Origin of the sequence: Natronobacterium gregoryi SP2 (assembly GCF_000230715.2) — an archaeon.
GTDB classification, from domain to species: Archaea; Halobacteriota; Halobacteria; order Halobacteriales; family Natrialbaceae; genus Natronobacterium; species Natronobacterium gregoryi.
In genome coordinates this window covers 3611320-3632889 of the sequence record NC_019792.1, presented here as the reverse complement: position 1 = coordinate 3632889, position 21570 = coordinate 3611320, and the positions used below count along the sequence as shown (strand labels likewise).

The window sequence follows — 21570 nt, the reverse complement described above, 5'->3', positions numbered from 1 at the left end:
TCTATCCACTCGGGATTTCTCCGCGTTCACACTGAGAAAATATCAATGTAGTATGAGTCCACGGAAGTGGACGGAACGCCCACCGTCACGAGTGTTTTATCGCTGGAAGTGAAACGACGACGTATGTATCGGGTGTTGCTCGCCGCCGACGAGAAAGAGTCGCGGGTTCGCACACAGGCCGAGGCGGTCGTTCAGAGGGCAGCTGATGACCACGTTGTCGACGTCCTCTACGTTCACGAGGAAGTGACGCTGCCCGACGCTGAGTGGGCGGTCGGTGGCTTCTTCGAGACGTACGCCGAAGAGATGGCCGACGCAATCAGGGAGGTCGACCGGCTACCGGCGTCGGTCGAAATCGCCATCGAGGTCCTCGAGGATGCCGGGGTCGAGTATGCGGTCCACGAGACTGTCGGGACGCCCGCCGAGGCGATCGTCGAGACCGTCGCGGAGTTCGATAGCGACGAGGTCGTCCTCGGCGTCTCGAAACACACTCCGGTCGGGAAGGTGCTGTTCGGCAGTGTTGCCCAGGCAGTGATCCTCGACAGTGACCGGCCGGTGACGGTTGTTCCCAACGAACCAGAGTAAGTGGTTTCCGGTCTTGGACGGGGAAGGGTTGGGAGTCCAGTACCTGTCGAAGAGAGCCGTTGCGTGTGTTTGAGGTCTCTCGGGTCTGTCCCTGAGTGTCGATATCCGCCTGCGGCTGAGGCGGAAGTCCTCTGCGTTCACGCGGAGAGAGGGGTGCCAACCTCTACACCGACGGGCTCACGTAACGTGATTCTCGGCGTGGAACGAGCCACTTTCGCACACTGCATCGATCATTAACCTAATCACTTTAACACTTTCTCTAACGGACGTTCGAAACAGGGGCTCTGTTCAACCCGTGTAAGGCGGTGGATTTCACTGTTTGGCAGCGCGTTTGATATTGTAGACGACACACATCAGAGCGATTTTACGGAACTCCCGATACCAGGTCCGCGCTCGCACGGCGTACCCGAGCGAGCGCTTGACGGTTGAGTTGACGATTGCGTTCATTGCCCACTGAGCGTACCGATATTCGCCAATTCGGGCGTTGTGCGCGTGATCCGACGGCGCGAAGATTCGGTGTTTGATTAGCGGGCGAATGTCGAGGCCACGGAGTCGTTCGCGGAGTTGTTGCTTGTCAGAGCCCTTATCGCAGCCAGAGTCCCCAGACCGCCCGCGTTCCGGCGGACGATCCGCACACAGAGATCCGCGTCACTGCCTTCTAGCGTCGTTAAACAGTGAAGATCGAGCACAGCTTGCGATGCTGTATCGACGATATTTGTCACTTTGAGCGTCTGAACGCGATAATTCGTTCGCTGGTAGTAATGGCGGCTAGCACGATTTTTTCATAGAACGTTGCATCGATTGCAGCGTGCTCAGAGAGGTCGTGCAACTGCGCCGACTGGCGCACCAGCACTCGACAGACGCTCATTTCGATCTGGTCAAACACCTTACACAGCGTGGAGGGTGCGGGAAGATTAGCCGCTTCGAGGCCGACCTCCCCCATTATTTGTGGCATTTCCTTCAGCAGATCGAGCGTCATTCGATAGAATGTACCAAGGTAAATCCGGAGACAATGCAGCGAGACGAGGGCATAGTCGGCGAACCCACCGCCACCCTGCTGGGCGACGGATTCGCCTCGTTCACCCGTAACTCTTTGAGCAATCGAGACACAACGCTCGGTGAAGCGGGCGATTTGTGTCATGGACAACCAAATTTTCCCGCTTCAACTCCTTCGATTTACTGACCTTCCCCGACGCCGCCTAGTGATTCAACGCAGCCCTTTCCCGTGAATCGTTTCAGGTACCGTTCCGAAACCCCCACTCTCGATGTATTCCCGGGCCAGTCCTTTCCGTCGGCTTTCTCGAGGCGTAACTTACGAAGAGAAGCGTACACTCGACGCAGGACGGGCACGTAAGCGGCGTGTGCCTGCCTCCGGGACCGTTTCTTACGCGACGCCCTCGTTGTTGACTGACCAGTCAGTTTATAGTGGGGCAGTACCAACGGTCTGCCAATGGCGACGGAAAATCTATCACTGATAGACGATATTGGACAGGCACACGGCGAGACGCCGCTACACCTGTGGGGAGCAATCGTGTCCGCGGTACTCTCGATGATCATACCGCTCGTCGGAGTGATCGCCGCCTACAGCGGTGTTCAGCTAAAGAAGACGATGCAGCGAAACTGGTTCCCACTCGCTTTCGCGGCGATCGGAGCCGCGAACGCTACCCTGTGGATCTTGATGTTGATCCTCTTGCAGTTCGGATACATCGAACCTCCCGCCTGACGCTTCGAATCAGTTCACCAGACGCGAGCGAGCGGTTCGAACCACACCGACGCGACCAGCACCGCCAGGAAGACGTACGAGCCCCGGATCAACAGCATGGTCGCAATAGTCGGATCGGCCCGGCGTGCGATCACGGCAACCGCAGCGAACGCCAGCACTGCCAAAACGACGCTCGGTGGGAACACTCGAGCGACCGCGAACGCGACCACGACGAGAAGCGCCGTCGCCATCAGCCCGTATGCAACGTCGTATGCTCGACCCGGTCCGACGGCGACCGCGACGGTTCGTTTCTCGATCGAGCGATCGTAGTCGTAGTCCTGGGCGTCGTCGATCACCTTGATCCCCGACAGCAAGACGAGGAAGACGAGGGCAAAGCCGACGGCGACGGCCGTGAGCGTTCCCGCCTGGACGTAGAAGCCGCCGAGAAGCGAGAGGGCGATCCCGAGCGGGTAGCCCGTCGTCGCCGTCACGGGGTTTGTATCGAGTTGTGGCGCGTGGTGGTAGGCGACGAGCCAGGTCGGGACCGTAAGCGCGACTGCGACGGCGTCGACCAGCACGTAGAGAACGAGACAACAGCCCGCAAAGACGGCCGTCGACGCGACGAGTGCGACGCGACAACCACGTTCGGTCAACGGGTGACCGTCGTCTTCGCCACGGACATAGAAGTCGACGTAGCCGTCCTTGACGTGGGCCGTGTAGACTGCCGCGAACATCGCGAGGACGTGGATCGTCGCGACCAGTAGGACGACATCTCGAGCGAGGATCGCGCCGAACAGGGACGCAGCGAGCGGCGGGAGCATGAAGACGGGGTGAACCTGCGACCAGAACGCACCTGCAGTCGCCCGGCCACCCCTCCCGCGTCGCGAGAGAGCCATGCCTCGAGGGACAACGAACTGACGTATAATTCCGGGGGTGGCGTCGACGCTCGGTGACGACGTAAACGAGCGCTCTTACCGCTCGAGGGAGGCGATCCCGTCCGGGTGACGTTCCGTCTCGTAGCGGTCGGTCTCGGTCCAGGTCTCGCAGTCGATCGCGGAGACGTCGTTGGTTTTGTTGTTCACGACGAACGTACGGTCATCGGGGTCGAAGACGATGTCGCCGGGCCAGATACTGACCGGAATCTAGGCGACATCCTACGGTCGCCGTTCGCCGTCGCGGACGTACTCGGGGTCGAGCACCGACATCGTGTCCGTGTCCGATCCTTGTTGTGGACGGGCAGTCGATCGCTCACGTTCGATCTCTCCTACCGGAACCGCCTACGCACTGCAAAACCGGAAACGGAGTCGGCAAACGGATCGCCGGCCGCACAGATTGGCGCGTCGTCGAGAGTCACGGCGCTCTATGACGTACACGGTGTGGATCTCGTCACCGACCATTCGAGTCTTACCGGGTCGACTACGTCGACAACTCGGGTCCGACCGAGTCGTCAGTGCTGTACGCGATGATCGGTTCGCCCCCGGATTCGTCACTCGAGGACGCGCTCGCCCGTGACGGTCCCGACGAGTTCGACGTGTTAGTTTACGACTACGACAGATTGGTGTACTGATGTCCAGGTGCAACCGCGAACCGTCCTGTGGGTGCAGCCTCGTTGAGCTATCCACCGCTATAATGATCAAGATAACTTTTGCAAATATGGACTGAGGAACTGGTCGATCCAAGACTTGGCGAATCCAAGTCGATCGGTGAGGGTGTTGAAGAGGCGGCGAGCGAGAGTGCGGAACGCGCTCTCGCTCGCCACGACGATTGGTGAAGCATTCCGTTTGAGCACTTTCCAGACCTGCTCGATTGGATTGGGATGTGGGGAACCGACCGGAAGAAAGACGAGATCGATACCGAGTTGATGTGCGCGCTTGCGCGTGTATTCACAGATGTGGGACGAAAAGTTGTCCAAGACGAGCAGAATCCGGGAACGCGGATTCTGCTCGCGGATCTCCTCCAGTAGGGCACAGATGTCTCTTTCGATTGATCTGCAGGGAACGTCAGGACACTTTCGCCGGTAAGCGTATAGCACCCGACCGCTGGTTCGTCAAGCTTCACCAGCGGTCGTTCCAGTGTCTGATCATTGACGTACCACAGTCGATGCGAATTGTCGTATGGTTGCGGGTGAGAAGCGTCAGAAAAACCGACGACAGTTCCCCCATCTGTACAAATATCGTCGTCGAGGACCCAGCCTTCGTCCTCAGCATCAGGACGCTTGTTATGTGCTGTCTCTGGTTCCTCGTCGAACGCGTCTGCGACGCGTTCTTCGAGGATTTCATCGGCGTTTTCTGGCCGGGAGGGTCGTTTGGGACGTGGTTTAGCGTAGGAGAGTCCGAGATTCCGGAGGAATCGGCCGAGATAATCCGGGTGGTACTCAACATCGAACTCTTCGTCCAAAAGTTGATGAACTTCTTGTGCTTTCTAGGGTTGTCCCTCCCGAAGAAGTTCTAGAAGACGCTCTTGTTCCTCGTCACCGAGCTTCGGGGGCCTTCCGCCCCCGAAGTTCGGTGTCAACTGACCCAGCCCGCCATCGTTCCATCGACGTGCCCAGCGACTTCCAGTCGACGCAGATTTCCCCACGTCGTCAGCTGCTTCTTCGTACGTTGCACCCTTGTAGAGACGCTTGACAAAGGTGAGCCGCTTGACGACCTTTGGATCGTCTGCTTCGTCCAGCAGACGATCCAACTCCTCCTCGCTCAGATGACGAACGAGCTCGCCTCGCCGGTCTCCTCCCACTACCCGTTCGTCTTAGCCCACGCCCAAAACTTCTGTCACTCATCATGCTCCGCTCAGTCACGGAAGGCAACGTCTTCCGTACGACCTCGAGGCACTCGGCCTGCTCACCCTGTAGATCGCTACAGGAGGTCTCAGTCGCGATTCGAAGCGACCCAGGTCCCGCTGTCGAAGTCGACGGCGTCGTTCCACTTCGCGACCAGCGTCGTCACCGCGAGGTCGCCGCTGACGTTTGTCATCGTCCGGAGGCGGTCGAGAATTGGGTCGACGCCCGCGACGAATCCGACGATCGCCAGTGGGAGTCCGAGCTGGGTCAACACGAGCGTCAACATGATCAACCCGGTCCCGGGCACGCCGGCGGCACCGATACTCGCGAGCACGGCGACTGCGACCACCGTCAACTGCTCCCCGACGGTCAGCGAGACGCCGACCAGATTCGCCGCGAAGATCGCGACGACGCCCTGGTAGAGGGCGGTCCCGTCCATGTTGATCGTCGCGCCAAGCGGCAGGGAGAAACTGTAGATACTCTCGTCGATGTGGAGGTTGTCGTCGGCGTTGGCCATGGTCACCGGGAGCGTTCCGCTCGACGAACGGATACTCAGGGCGGTGATGAGCGCGTCTTTCCCGCCGACGAGCAGCCCGCGTGGGGATTCGCCGACCACCAGTGCGACGATCCCCACGAAGTGAACGAGGACGATGTGGGCGACCGACGCAACGAGCAGCGTCAGGATCAGCAGCGCGAACGGGATGATCGCGTCGGTTCCGGCCTGGCCGAAGACCGTCGCCATCAACGCGAAGACGCCGATAACGCCGTACTCCATGACGCCCCAGACGATCTTGAACATCGCCTCTGCGCCGGCCTCGGCGATGTCGAAGAACGTTTCGACGCCGTTTGTGACGTCCTCGCTTTCGACGCTCTCCTGTACGAGCGCGAGCGCGAGTCCGAAGGCAATCACGAAGAAAATCGTCGGGAGGACGTCCCCCTGTGCCATCGCACCGACGGGATTCTCGGGAACGATTCCAAGCAGAACCTCCTGGAGAGACGGTGCTTCGGCGGCGTCGGGTTCGGCCTCCTGCCATCCTTCGAGTCCCTCGCCAGGGCTGATCAAGTTCGAAACGGCGAGGCCGATGAGAACGGCGAAAGCAGACGTGATCGCGTAGAGGCCGACGACCTGTCCGCCGATCTTTCCGAGGTTACTCGGCGAGAGTCGCTTTGCGCCCATCAGTAGCGTAAACACGATGATCGGAATGACGAGCATACTCAGCATATTGATAAATAGGTCGCCGAGCGGCTCGAGGACGGTTGCTGGCTCACCGAGAACCAATCCCAAAACCGAACCGAGAACGAACGCGACGCCGATTCGATAGACGATTGGAACGGAACGATACTGCGACCAATAAGACTCTATGCTACTACCCAACACATCACGAGCAACCGGTCGATAGTTTATAACTGTTCCTATTACTTAGACGTACCACAGGGTGCAGCAGAATCCCAGTATACGTAGTTATTATGGTTTGTGTGTCACGAATGCCGTAGTGACTATTTGTTTATAAATACCCGCAAAACGACCCAGAGACGTCTCGGGAAACGGCGTCGAGCGGGACTCGAAACGTGGCGAGACGCTTTTGCAGGTGAGCCTAGTACTCCGCCAAGCGTCGACTGCTGCGTGAAACTAGACGACCGCATTCGGTTTCACTCATCCGTTTAGGCTTGCCAAAGCACTAGTACCGTCCCAACCGTCGACTGACGGGTCGAATCGGGCCACACCGCCAGATTCGACCCATCAGTGCAGGCTTGGCCCGCCACTAGTAGCGTCCCAAGTCTACTCTGGCTAGTGCACTCTACTCCTGATCGAGAATCGTGATCGGTTTGGGCCAACTCTCAACTAGTCGGTCTACGCTTGGGACGGTACTAGGCGAACACTACGGGCCGAGAGGAGCGAAGACCGACCTAATTGAGCCACAGCAGACCGTGTGATCGAAGCAGGCCCCACGACGCGAAAGCCACAACGCCTCCGGAAATCGTTGGTCTCGAGTACCCACGCGAATCGGAGATTCTCGGACGGAGTGACACCGAGATGAACGGTCAGATCGTTTCTATAGTGACGAGTAGCGAAGACAGCAGTTAGCACAGACGATGAACAACGACGGTATTTTCTCCATCTGACTGTCGCGGCAACGACACTCGAGAACTTACTCGAGTTCTGATTTGAACGTGTAGATCGCGTCGTCGTCACCGGCGAGCAACAGGTTGTCGCCGCGCCGGAAATCGGCGATGGCGCGGGATCGGTGACGTTTTCGTCCGACCGCTCGACCGCAATGAGCGTACAGTTCAGTTCCGGAAGCGGCGTATTTGTGACGGCACGACCCGTGAGCGGATCGGCTTCGAACCGGACGATCTTCAGTTGTCGGTCGTAGGAGATGCTCGCGTCGCGGAGCACGTCGAGTGCGAGCAACCGACCACTGATATCGGGGAGACTGAGGACGTAGTCAGCCCCCGCTTGGCGTGCTTTGGTTTCGCTCGCCGAGTCGTTCGACGCGGGCGCTGTAGCCACACACCACGACGTGATCCGCGAGCTCCGTCTCCGTCGGTAGCGTCGGCGAGAGCGTCCGCTCGAGGACGGACCGGAAGACGTACGGGAGAACGATAAACAGGAGCAGAAAGTACTGAGGCCCATCACGATGACGAAGAGGTTTCCGACGGCCGACTCCCAGGGAGAGTCGGAACCGTAGCCGGTCCCGGGAAACGTCTCGACGACGACCTGCGTCGAGTGGAAGTAACTCGAGGAGCGGCCCTCGAAGACGATCATGACGTAGTGGTAGGCCAGCGACGTGAGGAAGACGAGCACGACGATGCCGGTGATCGTCTTCACTGCGCGCCGTTGCCACCGTTCCATCCGCCTCCGTTCTCACGAGTCCGTAATGAACGTCCGTATAGATTGTCAGAACCCCTCGAGTCGGGACTCGCGGCTCCGTCCCGTTACGCTTTACCGCCACCGGACCGAATCGACGGGCAATGACTGCCCAAACCGTCCAGCAGGGCGACCTCGTGACCGTCATCGGCCTCGAGGTCCACGTCCAACTGGAGACCGACACGAAGATCTTCTGTGGGTGTTCGACCGAGCCGACCGACGAGCCAAACGAGCACGTCTGTCCGGTCTGTCTCGGCCTGCCGGGTGCCCTGCCCGTCCTCAACGAAGGGGCCGTCGAGGCAGCCGTCAAGATCGGCAAGGCGATCGACGCCGACATCCCCGAGGAGACCCGGTTCCACCGGAAGAACTACTACTATCCCGACCTGCCGAAGAACTTCCAGATCACCCAGTACGACGAGCCGATCTGTGCCGACGGCGAACTCGAGGTCTCCGTCGAGGGCGAACGGCGCACGGTGGCGATCGAACGCGCCCATCTCGAGGAAGACCCCGGGAGCCTCCAGCACGTCGGCGGCGGTGGCGGCATCGATTCGGCGGAGTACACGCTGGTCGACTACAACCGCGCCGGCACGCCGCTGATGGAGATCGTCACCGCGCCGGACTTCCGTAGTCCCGACGAGGTACGAGCCTTCCTCGCGGAACTCGAGGAGGTACTGGAGTACTTGGGCGTCTTCGAGGCCGAACGCGACGGCAGCCTGCGTATCGACGCCAACCTCTCGATCATCCCCGGGGAGGAGATCGACGGCGACGGCGTCGACGAAATCGGCGAGGACGCCCTCGAGAGCGCGAACCGCACGGAGGTCAAGAACATCTCGAGTCACAAGGGAGCCCAGAAGGCCCTGGCCTACGAGGAGACTCGTCAGAAAAACGCCATCCAGCGCGGTCGAGCGGTCGAACAGGAGACCCGCCACTGGGACGAGTCTCGCGGCATCACGGTCTCGATGCGCTCGAAAGAAGAAGAGAAAGACTACCGCTACTTCGAGGAAGCCGACCTCCCGCCGCTGCAGGTCTCCCACTGGAAAGAAGAGATCGCCATCCCGGAACTCCCCACGGCCCGTCGCGAACGGTTCCAGTCGGAGTACGACCTGAGCGGGGAAGCCGCCTCGAAACTCACCTCGACCAAGCAGGTCGCTGACTTCTACGAGGACGTCGCAAGCGAGTTCGACCCCGACCTCGCGGCTACCTGGGTCGCCGACAACCTGCTTGGGGAACTCAACTACCGCGACATGGAGATTACGGAGATGGAGGGCCGACTCGCGGAAGTCACCCGCCTCGTCGAACTCGTCGCCGAGGACGAGATAACCGCGAAAAACGCCCGCGAGACGGTTCTGCGGTCGATGCTCGACCGCGGGAAGGAGCCGGACGAGATCGTCGAAGAGGAAGACCTCGGCAAGACCGACGAGGGCGAAGTGCAGGAAGCGGTCGTCGAAGCGATCGACGAGAATCCCGAGGCCGTCGAGGACTACGAGTCCGGCGACGACGGCGCGATCAACTTCCTGGTCGGCCAGGTGATGCAAAAGACCGGCGGCAGCGCGGACCCGGGCGACGTGAACCAGTTGCTGCGGGCCGAACTCGAGGAGTAATTTCGTTCCACTCCCGCGACTGGTCGATTCTTCACCCGTTAGAACGATTCGTTCCTGTAGCTGACGCCTGGTTCGAAAGAGCTGCGGGGAACTCGATAATATTTGTGGGAACTCTTTTGAGTGTTCCCGTGGTAGAAGATACTACTATGAGCAAGACGGCCGAGGCCGACGATCGAGGTCGAATCGTCATCCCTCACGAGATCCGTGAGAAACACGGTGACAGATACCGGGTCGTCGAACTCGACGACCGAGTCGAACTCATTCCACTTGCCGACGATCCCATCGAAGGGCTCCGGAATGCTGTCGGTGACGCGTTCGACGACAAATCGATCGCAGAGATCAAGCGAGAAGCACGTGAAGCGGCTCGAGAAGATGCTCTGCGCGATATGCCGGAGTAAGTTCCGATGATCTACGCTGATACAGACTTCTTCCTCGCATTGATAAAAGACGACGACTGGCTGCAGGATCGGGCAGCAACAGTCGCTCAAGAGAACGAAGGAGAAATCTACACCTCCCGTGCGACGTTGCTCGAGCTGCTCGTGATTTCGAACCGGTTCGAGTTCGATCGGATGGAAGCACTCGCCTATGCGCTCGAGATAGCGACGATTCCGGAAGACGAAGACGTGCTGTTCCAGGCAGTCGACTACATGGAACAAAACGATCTCACTCCTTTTGATGCGTACCACGTCGCCTACGCTGACGAGGACCCGATCGTCTCCTCGGACAAATCGTTCGACGAGGTTACGGACGATCGTCTCGCACTCGAGGAACGAGAGAGCTGATTATTCACTTCGAAATCCCATTTTGAGGCTCACGAGCAACCCCCCAACCACTACATTTGCGCTCCCTGTCCAACCCCCAATGGTCCCGACGCTCAATCGCCGGGAACTCCTCCTCGGCAGCGGCGGAGTCGGAATCGCGGCTATAGCTGGCGACACCCGTCCGGAAACGAACGCAGCCGGAGCGGACGATCCGAGCGACGACTCAGTCGCCGTCGTCTCCCAGCACCACCTCGCGACCGAGGCCGGCCTCGAGATCCTCGAGCAGGGTGGCACGGCTGCCGACGCCGCGGTCGCGGTCGCCTGTACGCTGTCGGTCGTCGAACCCTGGTTCTCCTCGGTGCTTGGCGGCGGTACCTGGGCGCTGTACTACGAGGCGGACTCTGAGGAAGTGACCAGCGTCGACGGCGTGGGTCCCGTCGGCTCCGACGCGACGGTGGACGACTTCGAGGACCGTGCGGGCGACTACGGCATGCACCAGTCGATCGTGCCCGGTGCCTGGGACGGCTGGATGCTGTGGCTCGAGGAGTACGGCGAACTCGACCTCGCAGAGGTCGTCGATCCGGCGATGACGATCGCACGGGAGGGGTATCCCGCCAGCCCGGGGATGATACGCTGGCTCGGGCGGCGGGCGGACCGGATCGAGGAGCGGCCGGACGCCGTCGAGATCTACATGCCCGACGGCGAGCTCGTGGAGGAGGGTGAGACGAGCTACCAGTACGACATGGCCGACACGTTCGAGGCACTTTCCGACGCGTACACAGATCGGCGCGACGAGGGTCGGAACGAAGCGATTCAGGCGGCCAGGGACTACTTCTACCGCGGGCCGATCGCCGAGGCGATCGTCGAGTTCTCCGACGAAAACGACGGCTATCTCACCCGCCCGGACTTCGAGGAGTTCGAGGCCGATATCGTCGATCCGATCTCGATCGAGTACGACGAGGACCTCGAGGTGTACCAGAACCCGCCGAACAGCCAGGGGATCACGCAGTTGCTCGCCCTGAACGTCCTCGAAGCGTACGACCTCGACGAGATCGACCCTGACAGCGCCGACGCCGTCCACGTCCAGGCGGAGGCGATCAAACTCGCGTTCGCGGATCGCTACCACCACGTCGGCGATCCCGACAGGGTCGACGTCCCCGTCGCCGACCTGCTGGACGAGGAGTACGCGGCGGACCAGCGCGACCGGTTCGAGATGGACGATGCGATGGAGTGGCCGATCGACTCTGGCCTCTCCGAAACCGACGCCGACCACACCACGACCTTTCACGTCGTCGACGCGGACGGGAACGGGGCTGCGGTGACGACCAGCCTCGGCGCCCAGTTCCAGGTGATCGGCGACACCGGAATCCACCTCAACAACCGGATGCGGATGCTCTCGCTCGAGGAGGACGATCCCAACCGACTGACGCCCGGCTACAAGGTTCGCCACACCTCCAATCCCTACCTGGCCACCTGCGACGGGGAGCCCTACGTGCTCGGTGGCAACACCGGCGTCGACATGCAGCCACAGGGACAGACCCAGCAGTTCGTCAACGTCGCCGAGTTCGGGCTCGGCGCACAGGAAGCGATCGACAGCCCTCGCTTCGAGACGACCGCGTTCCCGTCGACACAACACCCCTACGACATCGGTAACACCCTCGAGATGGAGCGCGAGTTCCCGGACGACATCGTCGAGGAACTCGAGGAGCGGGGCCACGACGTCGACCTCGGCGGGTCGTACGGGACGGCGAACATGATCGTCGTCGACGAGGACGGCGACCTCGAGGTCGGCGCGGAGTCGAGAAGCGAAACCGCCGATGGAAACGTGGTGCAACTGGAGGACTGACGGCGTATCGTCCGTGCCCCGCCGGAGCGGTTGGGGTTACCGCCCGTTGCCAGCACGCTCTTGCAGCTACCGCCGTATCGTTCCGAGACCCTGCGAGTTAATATCGTCAAGCCACTGGCTGGCACATGGACCGCATCACGCTGGGTAACGACGAGTTCGAGGGGCGCAACAACGCCTACGTTCTCGAGGACGGAGACACACTCGCGCTGGTCGACACGGGAATTGCGATGACAGACGTTCGATCGGACCTCGAGGACGGCCTCGCCGACCGCGGCTACGAGTTCGCAGATGTCGACGATATCGTTCTCACCCACTACCACGTCGACCACGCCGGTCTCGCGGGAGAGATCCAGGCCGAGAGCGGTGCCACCGTCTACGTCCACGAGGCGGACGTCCCGCTGGTCGAAGACGACGCCGACGCTCTCGAGCGTCGAGAACAGCGACAACGCGATCTCCTCGAGCAGTGGGGCGTCCCCGAGGACGCGAAAGGAGACCTGTTTGCCTTTCTCGACCGCTTCGACGAGATCGAAGGCGACCCCGTCGACGCTACGCCGATCGAGGACGGCGACAGCCTCCAGATCGGCGGCCGAACGCTCGAGGCGGTCCACGCACCCGGCCACGCGGCGGGGCTGTGCTGTTTCGAGATCGAAGACGGGAGCGAGGCGTTCGTGGGCGACGCTCTCTTGCCGGTGTACACGCCGAACGTCGGCGGCGCGGACGTTCGGGTCGAACGGCCACTCAAGAACTACCTCGAGACGTTACGAACGATCGTCGACCGCGACTACGATCGGGTGTGGCCGGGTCACCGTGACCCCATCGAGGAGCCGACCGAGCGTGCGCTGACGATCGTCGATCACCACCGCGAACGGACCGAGGAGGTTCTGGCTGTTCTCGAGGCCCACGGCCCGGCCGACCCCTGGACCGTCAGCGACCACCTGTTCGGCGACCTTCAGGGGATACACGTCATCCACGGCCCCGGCGAGGCCTACGCCCACCTAGATCACCTGTACCACGAGGACGTCGTCGCCTACGAGGACGGCGAGTACCGGCTTCGAGTGGAACCGACGGACGTCGACCTCGAGTCGCTGTTCCCGGCCGCGAGGCGGGCCGAAACTGCGGAGTAGCTTCGATAGTTAAAACACGTTCTTCCGCCGAACGCCTTCGAGAACTCCGCGCACCGTTCGATAGCGGGCTGCAAGCGAACGCACGCTCTGGATTTAACCGCCCGTTCGGTCTAGGTCCTGTCGCCGACGAGGACAGACGATCAGCGTCAGCGCGTTCACATCCATCCCGTATCTACTATGAGAGACCACAACGACGATCGACGAGACGATCGAGGGCGAGACCGGGGCACCGACTACGAGGCACACGGCGATCGGGGACACGAGGGCAGCGACGAACCGGAGCGTGGCTGGAATCAGCCGGGTACCGAACGCGGCCGTGGCGGCCACGACCGACCGGAACGAGGCAGCCGACGCCAGCGATCAGACGATCGAGCCAGCGGGTCCTCGAGACGCCATCAGCAGGGAGAGCGGTCTCGGCAGGGCGGCCGCGGTTCCGAAGGTGGTCGGCGGGGCGACCGCTCGAGCGACTTCGGTGGCGACGTGGGAGATGCGAATCTCGAGTACGGCGGCGAGGCTCGACGGGACGACCGCGGACAGCGAAGTCGGGGCGAGTACGACAAGCAGATGCGAAGCGAACGTGGGCAACACCACGGACAGGGCCGCCAGCAGAGCGGTCAGGACCGTCAGCAGGGTGGCCAGAGCCGTCGACAGGGGGCCCGGGGCCAACAGGGTCGTCAGCGAGGCGGGCACGGTCGCCAGCAGGACCGAGGAGGGAGAGAGCAGCACGGCGGCGAGCGCCGCCAGGAGCAACAACGGGGACAGCCGCGACACAGCCAGGCACCGGGGCAGAACCGGCACGAGCGTCGAGGCGGTCAGCAACAGGGCCGAGGGCGCCAGCACGAGACCGGTGGCTGGGAACGACAGGGGGAACAGGGTGGCCGCTACCGGGACGCCGGCGGCCAGCGTCGCTCCCAGGGCGGCTCACAGCGAGGTCGCCAGACGGAAGGCAACCGGTCCGGACGAGGGCAGTCCGGCGGCGAGTTCCGCCAGCAGGGCGACGACCGACGCGGCACGCAGGATCGACGGCCCCGAGGCGAGACCGAACAGCGGAGCCGACACGAGAGCCGCCCGCGACACGGTCAATCCCAGGGCGGTCGCCACCAGCGAAGCCAGGGGTTCCCGGACGAACGGCACCAGGGTCGACGCGAGGAGGCTGGCCAGGGCCGGGAACACCACGGCCACGCCGAGAGCGGCGGTCAGCGAGGCCAGGAGTACGAACGAGGCCGCGACCACTACCAGCGCGACCAGCGAATGCGCCGCGACGAAGCCCGGAGCGAACAGGGCGGCCGACACGGCAGCGGTGATCACCACGAAGGTCAGGGTGGCCGAAGGGGCGGCCAAAGCCGAGGCGGCCGAAGGGGCAGCGAAGACCGTGGCGATCGAATGGGCGGCCAGGACCGCGGCGGTCGAAAGGAAAGCAGTCGAGAGGAGGACGCCCGCGGCGGCGAACGGTTCGAATCCGACCGCGACCAGTACGACTCCCGTCGGCCGGAGGGAAGCCACGGCGACGACACTCAGTCCGGTGGCGGCCTCGAGTACCGCCAGCGCGGTCATCGAGCGCAACAGGGTCACTGGACTGGTGACTCCGGCCAGGAAACGGGCAGCAACCGCGACGAAGGCCACCGGCGGAACCAGGACGACGACGTGAGCAACCGGCGACACGTCCACGACGACCTGCCGGTCACGGACGACGAAGAGCACCACGAGTCTTGACACGGAATGCTGTACCGATGTCCCGGCGCGACCGCAGGAGGGCTCGCGGTCGCGCCGGAAATGACGTACAGCAAACCGTATGAGGCGTTCGACGGACCTGATCGGCCGTAATCGTCGCCGTTTTTGTTCCGCCCGCGACTGACTCCGATATGGGCGGTACCTACGTTCTCGTCGTCGACGTCAACCGGCACTCGACCATCGAGGTCGGCGCACTCGGGGAACGCGAGTTCGCCGCCGGCGCCTACGCCTACGTCGGCAGCGCGTTCGGGCCTGGCGGGTTCGCGCGCGTCGATCGCCACCGGGAACTCGCAAGCGGCGACCGCGACGCCAGACACTGGCACGTCGACTACCTGCTGGGCCATTCGGCGACGATACTCGAGTCCGTCGTCCGCTTCCCCGACGAAGATCGCGAGTGCGAACTGGCCGACCGCCTCCCGGGCGAGCCGGTCGAGGCGTTCGGCGCCTCCGACTGCGACTGTCCGGCCCACCTGCTGGCCGCGCCCGGAACCGACGCCGTCCTCGAGGACGCTCGAGCGGCCGGCGGCGTCCTCGAGGACGGGTAGCCGCTCGAATCCCACACCGATTTATCATGTACGACGGAGAACGTCGGCTATGGGCGATACGACACCCGAACTCAAGGACGACGCGATGACCAGGTTCCCCGTCCCGGCGTTCGAAGACCTCCCCGAGGACCTCCAAGAACGGATCGAGGAAGAGACCGAACGCACTGGGTTCACGCCGAACGTGTTCTCGGCGTTCGCGTACAAGCCCTCGCACTTCCGGGCGTTCTTCCAGTACCACGACGCCCTGGTCGAGGATACCGCGCTCGAGCGCGAGGAGATCGAGATGATCGTCGTCACGGTGTCGGGCGTCAACCACTGTTACTACTGTAACGTCGCTCACGGCGCGCTCGCTCGGATCTACGCGGAGGACCCACAGCTCGCGGACCAGCTGATCGCGAACTACCGGACGGCGGATATCAGCGACGCCCACCGGACGATGCTGGACGTCGCGGTGAAACTCACCGAACGGCCGACGGAAGTCGAGGAGGACGACCTCGAGAGACTGCGTGAGGCCGGCTTCGGCGAGGAGGCGATCTGGGACATCGCCGCCGTCACCGCCTTCTTCAACCTGAGCAACCGGATGGCGATGTTCGCGGACATGCGACCCAACGACGAGTTCCACGCGATGGGCCGATAAGTCCACACGCCGAGAATCACGATCCGTCGAAACGGTGTCGTTTTATGTCGATCCGGTACTGATCGCCGACGATGTCGACGTTCGAAACCTTACAGGGGGAGGTAAGCGAGTGGAGTCGGGAGAACTTCGCCGATCAGCCCACCGCCAATCCGCTTCTCGGCGTCGCCGAGGAACTCGGCGAACTCACCGAACATCTCGCAGTACACGACTGCCTGACTGAGTACGAACTCGATTGCGTCGGTGATCTGCTCGTGTATCTCGCCGACTTCTGCGCCCGTCGCGGTTTCGACCTCCAAGCGGCATACGACACACAGAACCCGGACGAGCGAACGTACGACGATCCGCTATACGGCGTGAACGCCGCCCTCGGTCGTCTCAATCGATCGGTGCTGAAACGACGGCAGGGAATTCGACTCGAGGAGTCTCGAGTCGGCGACGAGGCCGAACGGCGTACGATCTCCACGCTCCTCACCCACCTCTCCGACTTCGCCAAAGAGCGAGGGTACACGCTCGAAGAGTGTATCGACGTCGCGTGGTACGAAGAGGTCAGCGACCGCGAGTGGGAAAGTTCGTATCGCGACTGCCAGTAGTCGTCAGTCGTCGCTCGCCGCGAACTCCGTCGCCTCCGCGCTGGCACCCGTCACCGGCGTCTCGGGGAGTTCGTTGCGAACGTCGTCGCTGCCCTGCTCGGTGATCGCCTCGTGGTAGGCCTCGGGCATCACCTTCACGAAGCACTCGAGCGCGCGCTCCCAGTTGTCCAGTAGCCGCTGGCCGCGCTCGGAGCTCGTGTAGGCGACGTGGTTCTCGACGAGGCGACGCAGCATCTGCTCGTCTTTCTCCTCGAGTTCGTCGTGCAGGGAGACCATGCCGGTGTTCGCGCGGTCGGCGAACGTCTCGTCGGGATCGTAGACGTAGGCGACGCCGCCGGACATTCCTGCGGCGAAGTTCTTGCCGGTCTCACCCAGGACGGCGACGACGCCGCCAGTCATGTACTCGCAGCCGTGGTCGCCGACGCCCTCGACGACGGCCTTGGCACCGGAGTTGCGGACCGCGAACCGCTCTCCGGCGACGCCGTTGACGTACAGCTGGCCGTCGGTCGCACCGTAGAGCGCGACGTTGCCGATCGCGACGTTCTCGGTCGGGTCGTAGCCCGCGGTCTCCGGCGTCCGGACCGTGATCTTGCCGCCGGAGAGGCCCTTGCCGACGTAATCGTTCGCGCACCCCTCGAGGTGCATCGAGAGCCCGCTCGCGAGGAACGCCCCGAAGCTCTGGCCGGCGGTGCCCTCGAGGTCGACGGTGACGGTGTCCTCGGGGAGGCCAGGTTCGCCGTACCGGCTGGTGATCCGGTTCGAGAGCATCGCGCCGACCGCACGGTCGACGTTCGAAACGTCGGTCTCTACGTCGACCGGTTCCTCGCGTTCGATGGCGTCTTCCGCGACCTCGAGCAGGTCGCGGTCGAGGTGGTCCTCGAGTTCGTGGTCCTGTTCGCGGATCTTGTACCGGATGTCACCCTCGGGTTCGGCGAGGACGGCCGAGAGGTCGACGTTCCGGGCCTTGGGGTGGTCGATGTCGTCGCGTTGTGCCAGGACCTCGACGCGGCCGATCATCTCGTCGACAGTATGGAACCCGAGTTCTGCCATGATCTCGCGCAGTTCCTGGGCGATGAAGGTCATGTAGTTGATCACGTGCTCGGGTTCGCCGGGGAACCGGGCACGCAGGTCGCCACGCTGGGTTGCGACGCCGACAGGACAGGTGTTGTTGTGACACTGGCGAGCCATCACACAGCCCGAGGTCACGAGCGAGGCTGTCCCGAAGACGTACTCTTCGGCACCCAGCAGGGCGGCGACGGCGACGTCGCGGCCGGTCTTTAGGCCGCCGTCGGCGGAGACGCGGATGCGGTCGCGTAGTCCGGTCGCACGAAGCATCTGGTTGGCCTCGGCGAGGCCGAGTTCCCAGGGGAGACCGGCGCTCTTGATCGACGTGCGCGGAGATGCTCCCGTCCCGCCGGAGTGGCCGGAGATGTGGACCACGTCGGCGTTTGCCTTCGCGACGCCGGCCGCGACGGTGCCGATGCCGGCCTCGGAGACGAGTTTGACGTTGACGTCGGCGCCCTCGTTCGCGGTCTTGAGGTCGAAGATCAGCTGTTTGAGGTCCTCGATCGAGTAGATGTCGTGCAGCGGCGGCGGCGAGATCAGCCCGACGCCCGGCGTCGACTTGCGGACGTGGGCGATCATCTCGTTTACCTTCTCGCCGGGGAGATGGCCGCCCTCTCCCGGCTTCGACCCCTGGGCCATCTTGATCTGGAGTTCGTCGGCCGAGGAGAGGTACGTCGAGGTGACGCCGAAGCGACCCGAAGCGACCTGCTTGACGTTACACTCTTTCTCCGTGCCGAACCGTTCGGGCGGTTCACCACCCTCTCCGGAGTTCGATTTCCCGCCGATCCGGTTCATCGCGATCGAGTTGTTCTCGTGGGCCTCCGGTGAGAGACTGCCCAGACTCATCGCCGCCGTCGAGAACCGCTCGACGACATCTTTGACGGGTTCGACCTCCTCGATCGGGATCGGATCGCGATCGGAGTCGAACTCGAGCAGTCCCCGGAGCGTCTGGAGGGTGCGGTTCTGGTCGTTGACCTGCTCGGCGAACTCCTGGTAGCGTTCGTAGTCGTTCGACCGGGCGGCCTGCTGGAGCGTGCCGACGGTGTCGGGGTTCCACTGGTGGTGGATACCGTCCGACCGGTGTTCGAACTCGCCCTGGCGCTCGAGGTGGGTCTCGGACTTCTCGTCGCCGAAAGCGACGGCGTGGCGCTCGCGCAGGTCGGCCTCGATCTCGGCCAGGCCGATCCCCTCGGTGCGGTTCTCGGTGCCCTCGAAGTATTCGTCGACGACGCTCGAGTCGAGCCCGACGGCCTCGAAGATCTGCGCGCCCTGGTAGCTCTCGACCGTCGAGATACCCATCTTGGCCATTATCTTCAGGAGGCCATCTTCGACAGCCCCGACGTAGGCGTCGATGGCCGCCGGAGTGGCGGGACCGTCCGCCCCGTCGGTGAGGTCTGCGATCGTCTCGTAGGCGAGATAGGGGGTGACCGCGCCAGCACCGTAGCCGACCAGCGTCGCAAACTGGTGGACGGTCCGGGGTTCGGCCGACTCGACGACGAGTCCGACGTGGTTGCGCAGACCGTTCCGGACGAGCGCGTGGTGGACGCCGCCGGTCGCGAGCAGGCTCGGGATCGCAACCCGATCCTCCGATATTTCACGGTCCGAGAGAATCAAGACGTCGGTACCGTCTTCGATCGCGGAAACGGCGTCATCTCGAACGCGCTCGATCGCAGCCTCGAGGTCGACGCCGGGTTCGCCGCTCTCGGGCTCGTAGGTGATATCGATCGTCGCGGCAGTGATTCCGTTTGTCGAACAGTTGCGGATCGCCTCGAGTTCGGTGTTCGTGAGGATCGGCGAGTCGAGTACCAGCTGGCGCGCGTGTTCGGGCGACTCGTCGAGGAGGTTGCGCTGGAAGCCGAGCCGGCTCTCCATCGAGGTAACCAGTTCCTCGCGGATGTAGTCCAGCGGCGGATTCGTCACCTGGGCGAACAGCTGTCGGAAGTAAGAGAAAAGCGGCCGGTTGAACTCGGTCAGGACAGACAGCGGTGTGTCGTCGCCCATCGAGCCGACGGGATCTTTGCCCGTCTCGATCATCGGCTCGAGCATGTTCTCGAGTTCGTCGTGCGTGTAGCCGAAGGCGGCCTGGTGCTCGCGGAGACCCGAGACGGACTCCCGGGGCGTCTCGTCGTCGGCCGTCCGAAGGTCGTCGACGTGGACCTGTTCCCGCTCGCCCCACTCGCCGTAGTAGTCGTCCGTGAGGCCCTCGAAGACCTCGTCGTCCGGGATGACCCGACCTTCCTCGGGGTCTGCGAGGAACAGCTGGCCGGGCTGGAGGCGACCGCGCTCTTCGATCTCGCTGGGGTCGGTCTCGAGCGCGCCAGCCTCACTGGCCACGATTAGTCGATCGTCGGCCGTGACGTCGTACCGACACGGTCGGAGGCCGTTGCGGTCCAGAACGGCACCGACTCGCTCGCCGTCGGTCGCCGCCACGAGCGCGGGGCCGTCCCACGGTTCGACCAGCGAAGCGTGGAAGTCATACCAGTCCTTGCGGTCCTCGTCCATCTCGTCGTCACCGCGCCAAGCCTCGGGGACGAGCATCCGCAGGGCGTGCTCTAAGTCGCGGCCGTCCTGCATCAGGAGTTCGAGTGCGTTGTCGACGCTTGCCGTGTCGGACTGGTCGGGATCGTCGATGATCGGTTTGACTGCTTCCAGGTCAGCCAACACGTCGCTCTCGAGGTCCGTCTCGCGGGCACGCATCCAGTTGACGTTGCCCTGAATGGTGTTGAACTCGCCGTTGTGAATGATCGTTCGATGGGGGTGGGCGAGGTGCCAGGCACCGAGCGTGTTCGTCGAGAACCGCTCGTGGACCATCACGAAGTTCGACTCGACGCGGCCGTCGGTCAGGTCGGGATAGTAAGTCGGCAGTTGTTCGCCCTTGAGCAGCCCCTTGTAGACGATCGTCTTCGAATCGAGCGAGCAGACGTAGAACCGCTCTGCGTTGTCGATATCGGCTGCCTCGTTCTCGAGAGCGCGGCGAGCCACGTAGAGTCGGCGGTCGAAGTCCGCACCTGAAACGTCGTCGACAGGCGTCACGACGACCTGTCGAACGTCGGGTTCCGATTCGACGGCCGTCTCCCCGAGCTCGTCGTTGTCCGTCGGCACGTCGCGCCACTCGAGTACCTCGAGGTCGTAGTCGGCGACAGTCCGCTCGAAGAGCGCGACGAGGGCCTCGCGTGTGTCGTCGTCCTGCGGGAAGAAAATCGAGCCGACGGCGTAGGTCTCGGGAAGGTCGGTCTCGAGAACGTCTTCGAAGAACGCGTGTGGCGTCTGGAGCATGAGTCCGGCCCCGTCGCCGGTGTCTTTTTCGGCACCGGTGGTACCACGATGTTCGAGGTTGACGAGCAACTCGAGTCCGTCGGAGACGACGTCGTGGCCGCGACCGCCGTTCAAGTCCATCACGACGCCGACACCGCAGTTCGATCGGGCGTCTGCAGGGCCAGCGAGCCCCTGGAGCCGTCCGGCGGCTCCCCCTACGTGTGGCTGTGACATACACAGCGGTAGTGAAACGCACTATAAGAGGTTGACCAATAATGACTAAGTGTATTATATATCCATAGGAGGCAGTATAAGGTGTCCATACGAGGGGCCGTTGTTGGACGTGACGACCGTCAGTAACGAAAAGGTGTCAGAGGCACGTAGTGTTCACCCACCGAAGTGAACACCACACGTGAATATCAGCATCCACTCACAAGCAACCTGGGGTTAATCAATTAGGTATGGTAGTCAAGTACTAGCAGG

The 21570-nt window shown here is 62.8% G+C and carries 16 protein-coding genes and 2 pseudogenes; 11 read left to right on the top strand and 7 right to left on the bottom strand.

Going from position 1 to position 21570, the window contains the following annotated elements:
• The first annotated feature begins 123 nt into the window (after positions 1-123).
• A complete protein-coding gene (locus NATGR_RS17840; RefSeq protein ID WP_005580275.1) occupies positions 124-582 on the top strand; it encodes a universal stress protein in 459 nt (152 codons plus the stop codon).
• A gap of 312 nt (positions 583-894) precedes the next feature.
• Here NATGR_RS17840 and NATGR_RS17830 read toward each other — a convergent pair.
• A pseudogene (locus NATGR_RS17830) lies at positions 895-1723 on the bottom strand (IS5 family transposase).
• 309 nt (positions 1724-2032) lie between these two features.
• Between NATGR_RS17830 and NATGR_RS17825 the strand changes: the two are divergent.
• Positions 2033-2305, top strand: a complete 273-nt coding sequence (locus NATGR_RS17825; protein ID WP_005580274.1) for a hypothetical protein — start codon at positions 2033-2035, stop codon at positions 2303-2305.
• Positions 2306-2319: 14 nt separating this feature from the next.
• On the opposite strand, the gene NATGR_RS17820 is transcribed toward NATGR_RS17825, so the two are convergent.
• From NATGR_RS17820 to NATGR_RS17805, 3 genes and pseudogenes are all read right to left on the bottom strand, one after another.
• Positions 2320-3180: a UbiA family prenyltransferase gene (locus NATGR_RS17820; RefSeq protein ID WP_005580273.1), complete on the bottom strand. Its 861-nt coding sequence runs from the start codon at positions 3178-3180 to the stop codon at positions 2320-2322.
• 737 nt (positions 3181-3917) lie between these two features.
• Positions 3918-5020, bottom strand: a pseudogene (locus tag NATGR_RS17810) (IS630 family transposase).
• 131 nt (positions 5021-5151) lie between these two features.
• A complete protein-coding gene (locus tag NATGR_RS17805; RefSeq protein WP_049887882.1) occupies positions 5152-6426 on the bottom strand; it encodes a dicarboxylate/amino acid:cation symporter in 1275 nt (424 codons plus the stop codon).
• A 1610-nt stretch (positions 6427-8036) separates the two neighbouring features.
• On the opposite strand from NATGR_RS17805, the gene gatB reads away from it, so the two are divergent.
• From gatB to NATGR_RS17775, 5 genes are all read left to right on the top strand, one after another.
• The gene (gatB, locus tag NATGR_RS17795) at positions 8037-9533 is read left to right on the top strand and encodes an Asp-tRNA(Asn)/Glu-tRNA(Gln) amidotransferase subunit GatB (protein ID WP_015233897.1); all 1497 of its coding nucleotides are present in this window, start codon (positions 8037-8039) and stop codon (positions 9531-9533) included.
• A 146-nt stretch (positions 9534-9679) separates the two neighbouring features.
• Entirely contained in the window at positions 9680-9931 is a 252-nt protein-coding gene (locus tag NATGR_RS17790; RefSeq protein ID WP_005575729.1) for an AbrB/MazE/SpoVT family DNA-binding domain-containing protein, read from the top strand.
• Between the two features lie 6 nt (positions 9932-9937).
• Entirely contained in the window at positions 9938-10315 is a 378-nt protein-coding gene (locus tag NATGR_RS17785; RefSeq protein WP_005575732.1) for a type II toxin-antitoxin system VapC family toxin, read from the top strand.
• A gap of 79 nt (positions 10316-10394) precedes the next feature.
• On the top strand, positions 10395-12140 hold the full coding sequence (locus tag NATGR_RS17780) for a gamma-glutamyltransferase family protein (RefSeq protein WP_005575733.1): 1746 nt from the start codon (positions 10395-10397) through the stop codon (positions 12138-12140).
• 125 nt (positions 12141-12265) lie between these two features.
• A complete protein-coding gene (locus NATGR_RS17775) occupies positions 12266-13264 on the top strand; it encodes an MBL fold metallo-hydrolase (protein ID WP_005575735.1) in 999 nt (332 codons plus the stop codon).
• Positions 13265-13624: 360 nt separating this feature from the next.
• Here the strand turns inward: NATGR_RS17775 and NATGR_RS17765 are convergent, their stop codons facing one another.
• Both NATGR_RS17765 and NATGR_RS17760 read right to left on the bottom strand, forming a co-directional pair.
• Positions 13625-14035, bottom strand: a complete 411-nt coding sequence (locus tag NATGR_RS17765) for a hypothetical protein (protein WP_231990871.1) — start codon at positions 14033-14035, stop codon at positions 13625-13627.
• A gap of 150 nt (positions 14036-14185) precedes the next feature.
• Positions 14186-14605 (bottom strand): hypothetical protein, encoded by a 420-nt coding sequence (locus NATGR_RS17760; protein WP_005575739.1) that lies wholly within the window; start codon positions 14603-14605, stop codon positions 14186-14188.
• Positions 14606-14647: 42 nt separating this feature from the next.
• Here NATGR_RS17760 and NATGR_RS17755 point away from each other — a divergent pair, with 42 nt between their 5' ends.
• The 4 genes from NATGR_RS17755 (at position 14648) to NATGR_RS17740 (ending at position 16767) form a co-directional block, all read left to right on the top strand.
• Complete coding sequence (locus NATGR_RS17755) at positions 14648-14977, top strand: hypothetical protein (protein WP_005575741.1); 330 nt, start codon at positions 14648-14650, stop codon at positions 14975-14977.
• Between the two features lie 149 nt (positions 14978-15126).
• Complete coding sequence (locus NATGR_RS17750; protein ID WP_005575748.1) at positions 15127-15540, top strand: GIY-YIG nuclease family protein; 414 nt, start codon at positions 15127-15129, stop codon at positions 15538-15540.
• 49 nt (positions 15541-15589) lie between these two features.
• Positions 15590-16177 (top strand): peroxidase-related enzyme, encoded by a 588-nt coding sequence (locus NATGR_RS17745; protein ID WP_005575749.1) that lies wholly within the window; start codon positions 15590-15592, stop codon positions 16175-16177.
• A 71-nt stretch (positions 16178-16248) separates the two neighbouring features.
• Positions 16249-16767 (top strand): MazG-like family protein, encoded by a 519-nt coding sequence (locus NATGR_RS17740; protein WP_005575750.1) that lies wholly within the window; start codon positions 16249-16251, stop codon positions 16765-16767.
• Between the two features lie 3 nt (positions 16768-16770).
• On the opposite strand, the gene gltB is transcribed toward NATGR_RS17740, so the two are convergent.
• On the bottom strand, positions 16771-21321 hold the full coding sequence (gene gltB / locus NATGR_RS17735) for a glutamate synthase large subunit (protein WP_015233895.1): 4551 nt from the start codon (positions 21319-21321) through the stop codon (positions 16771-16773).
• Positions 21322-21570 lie beyond the last annotated feature (249 nt).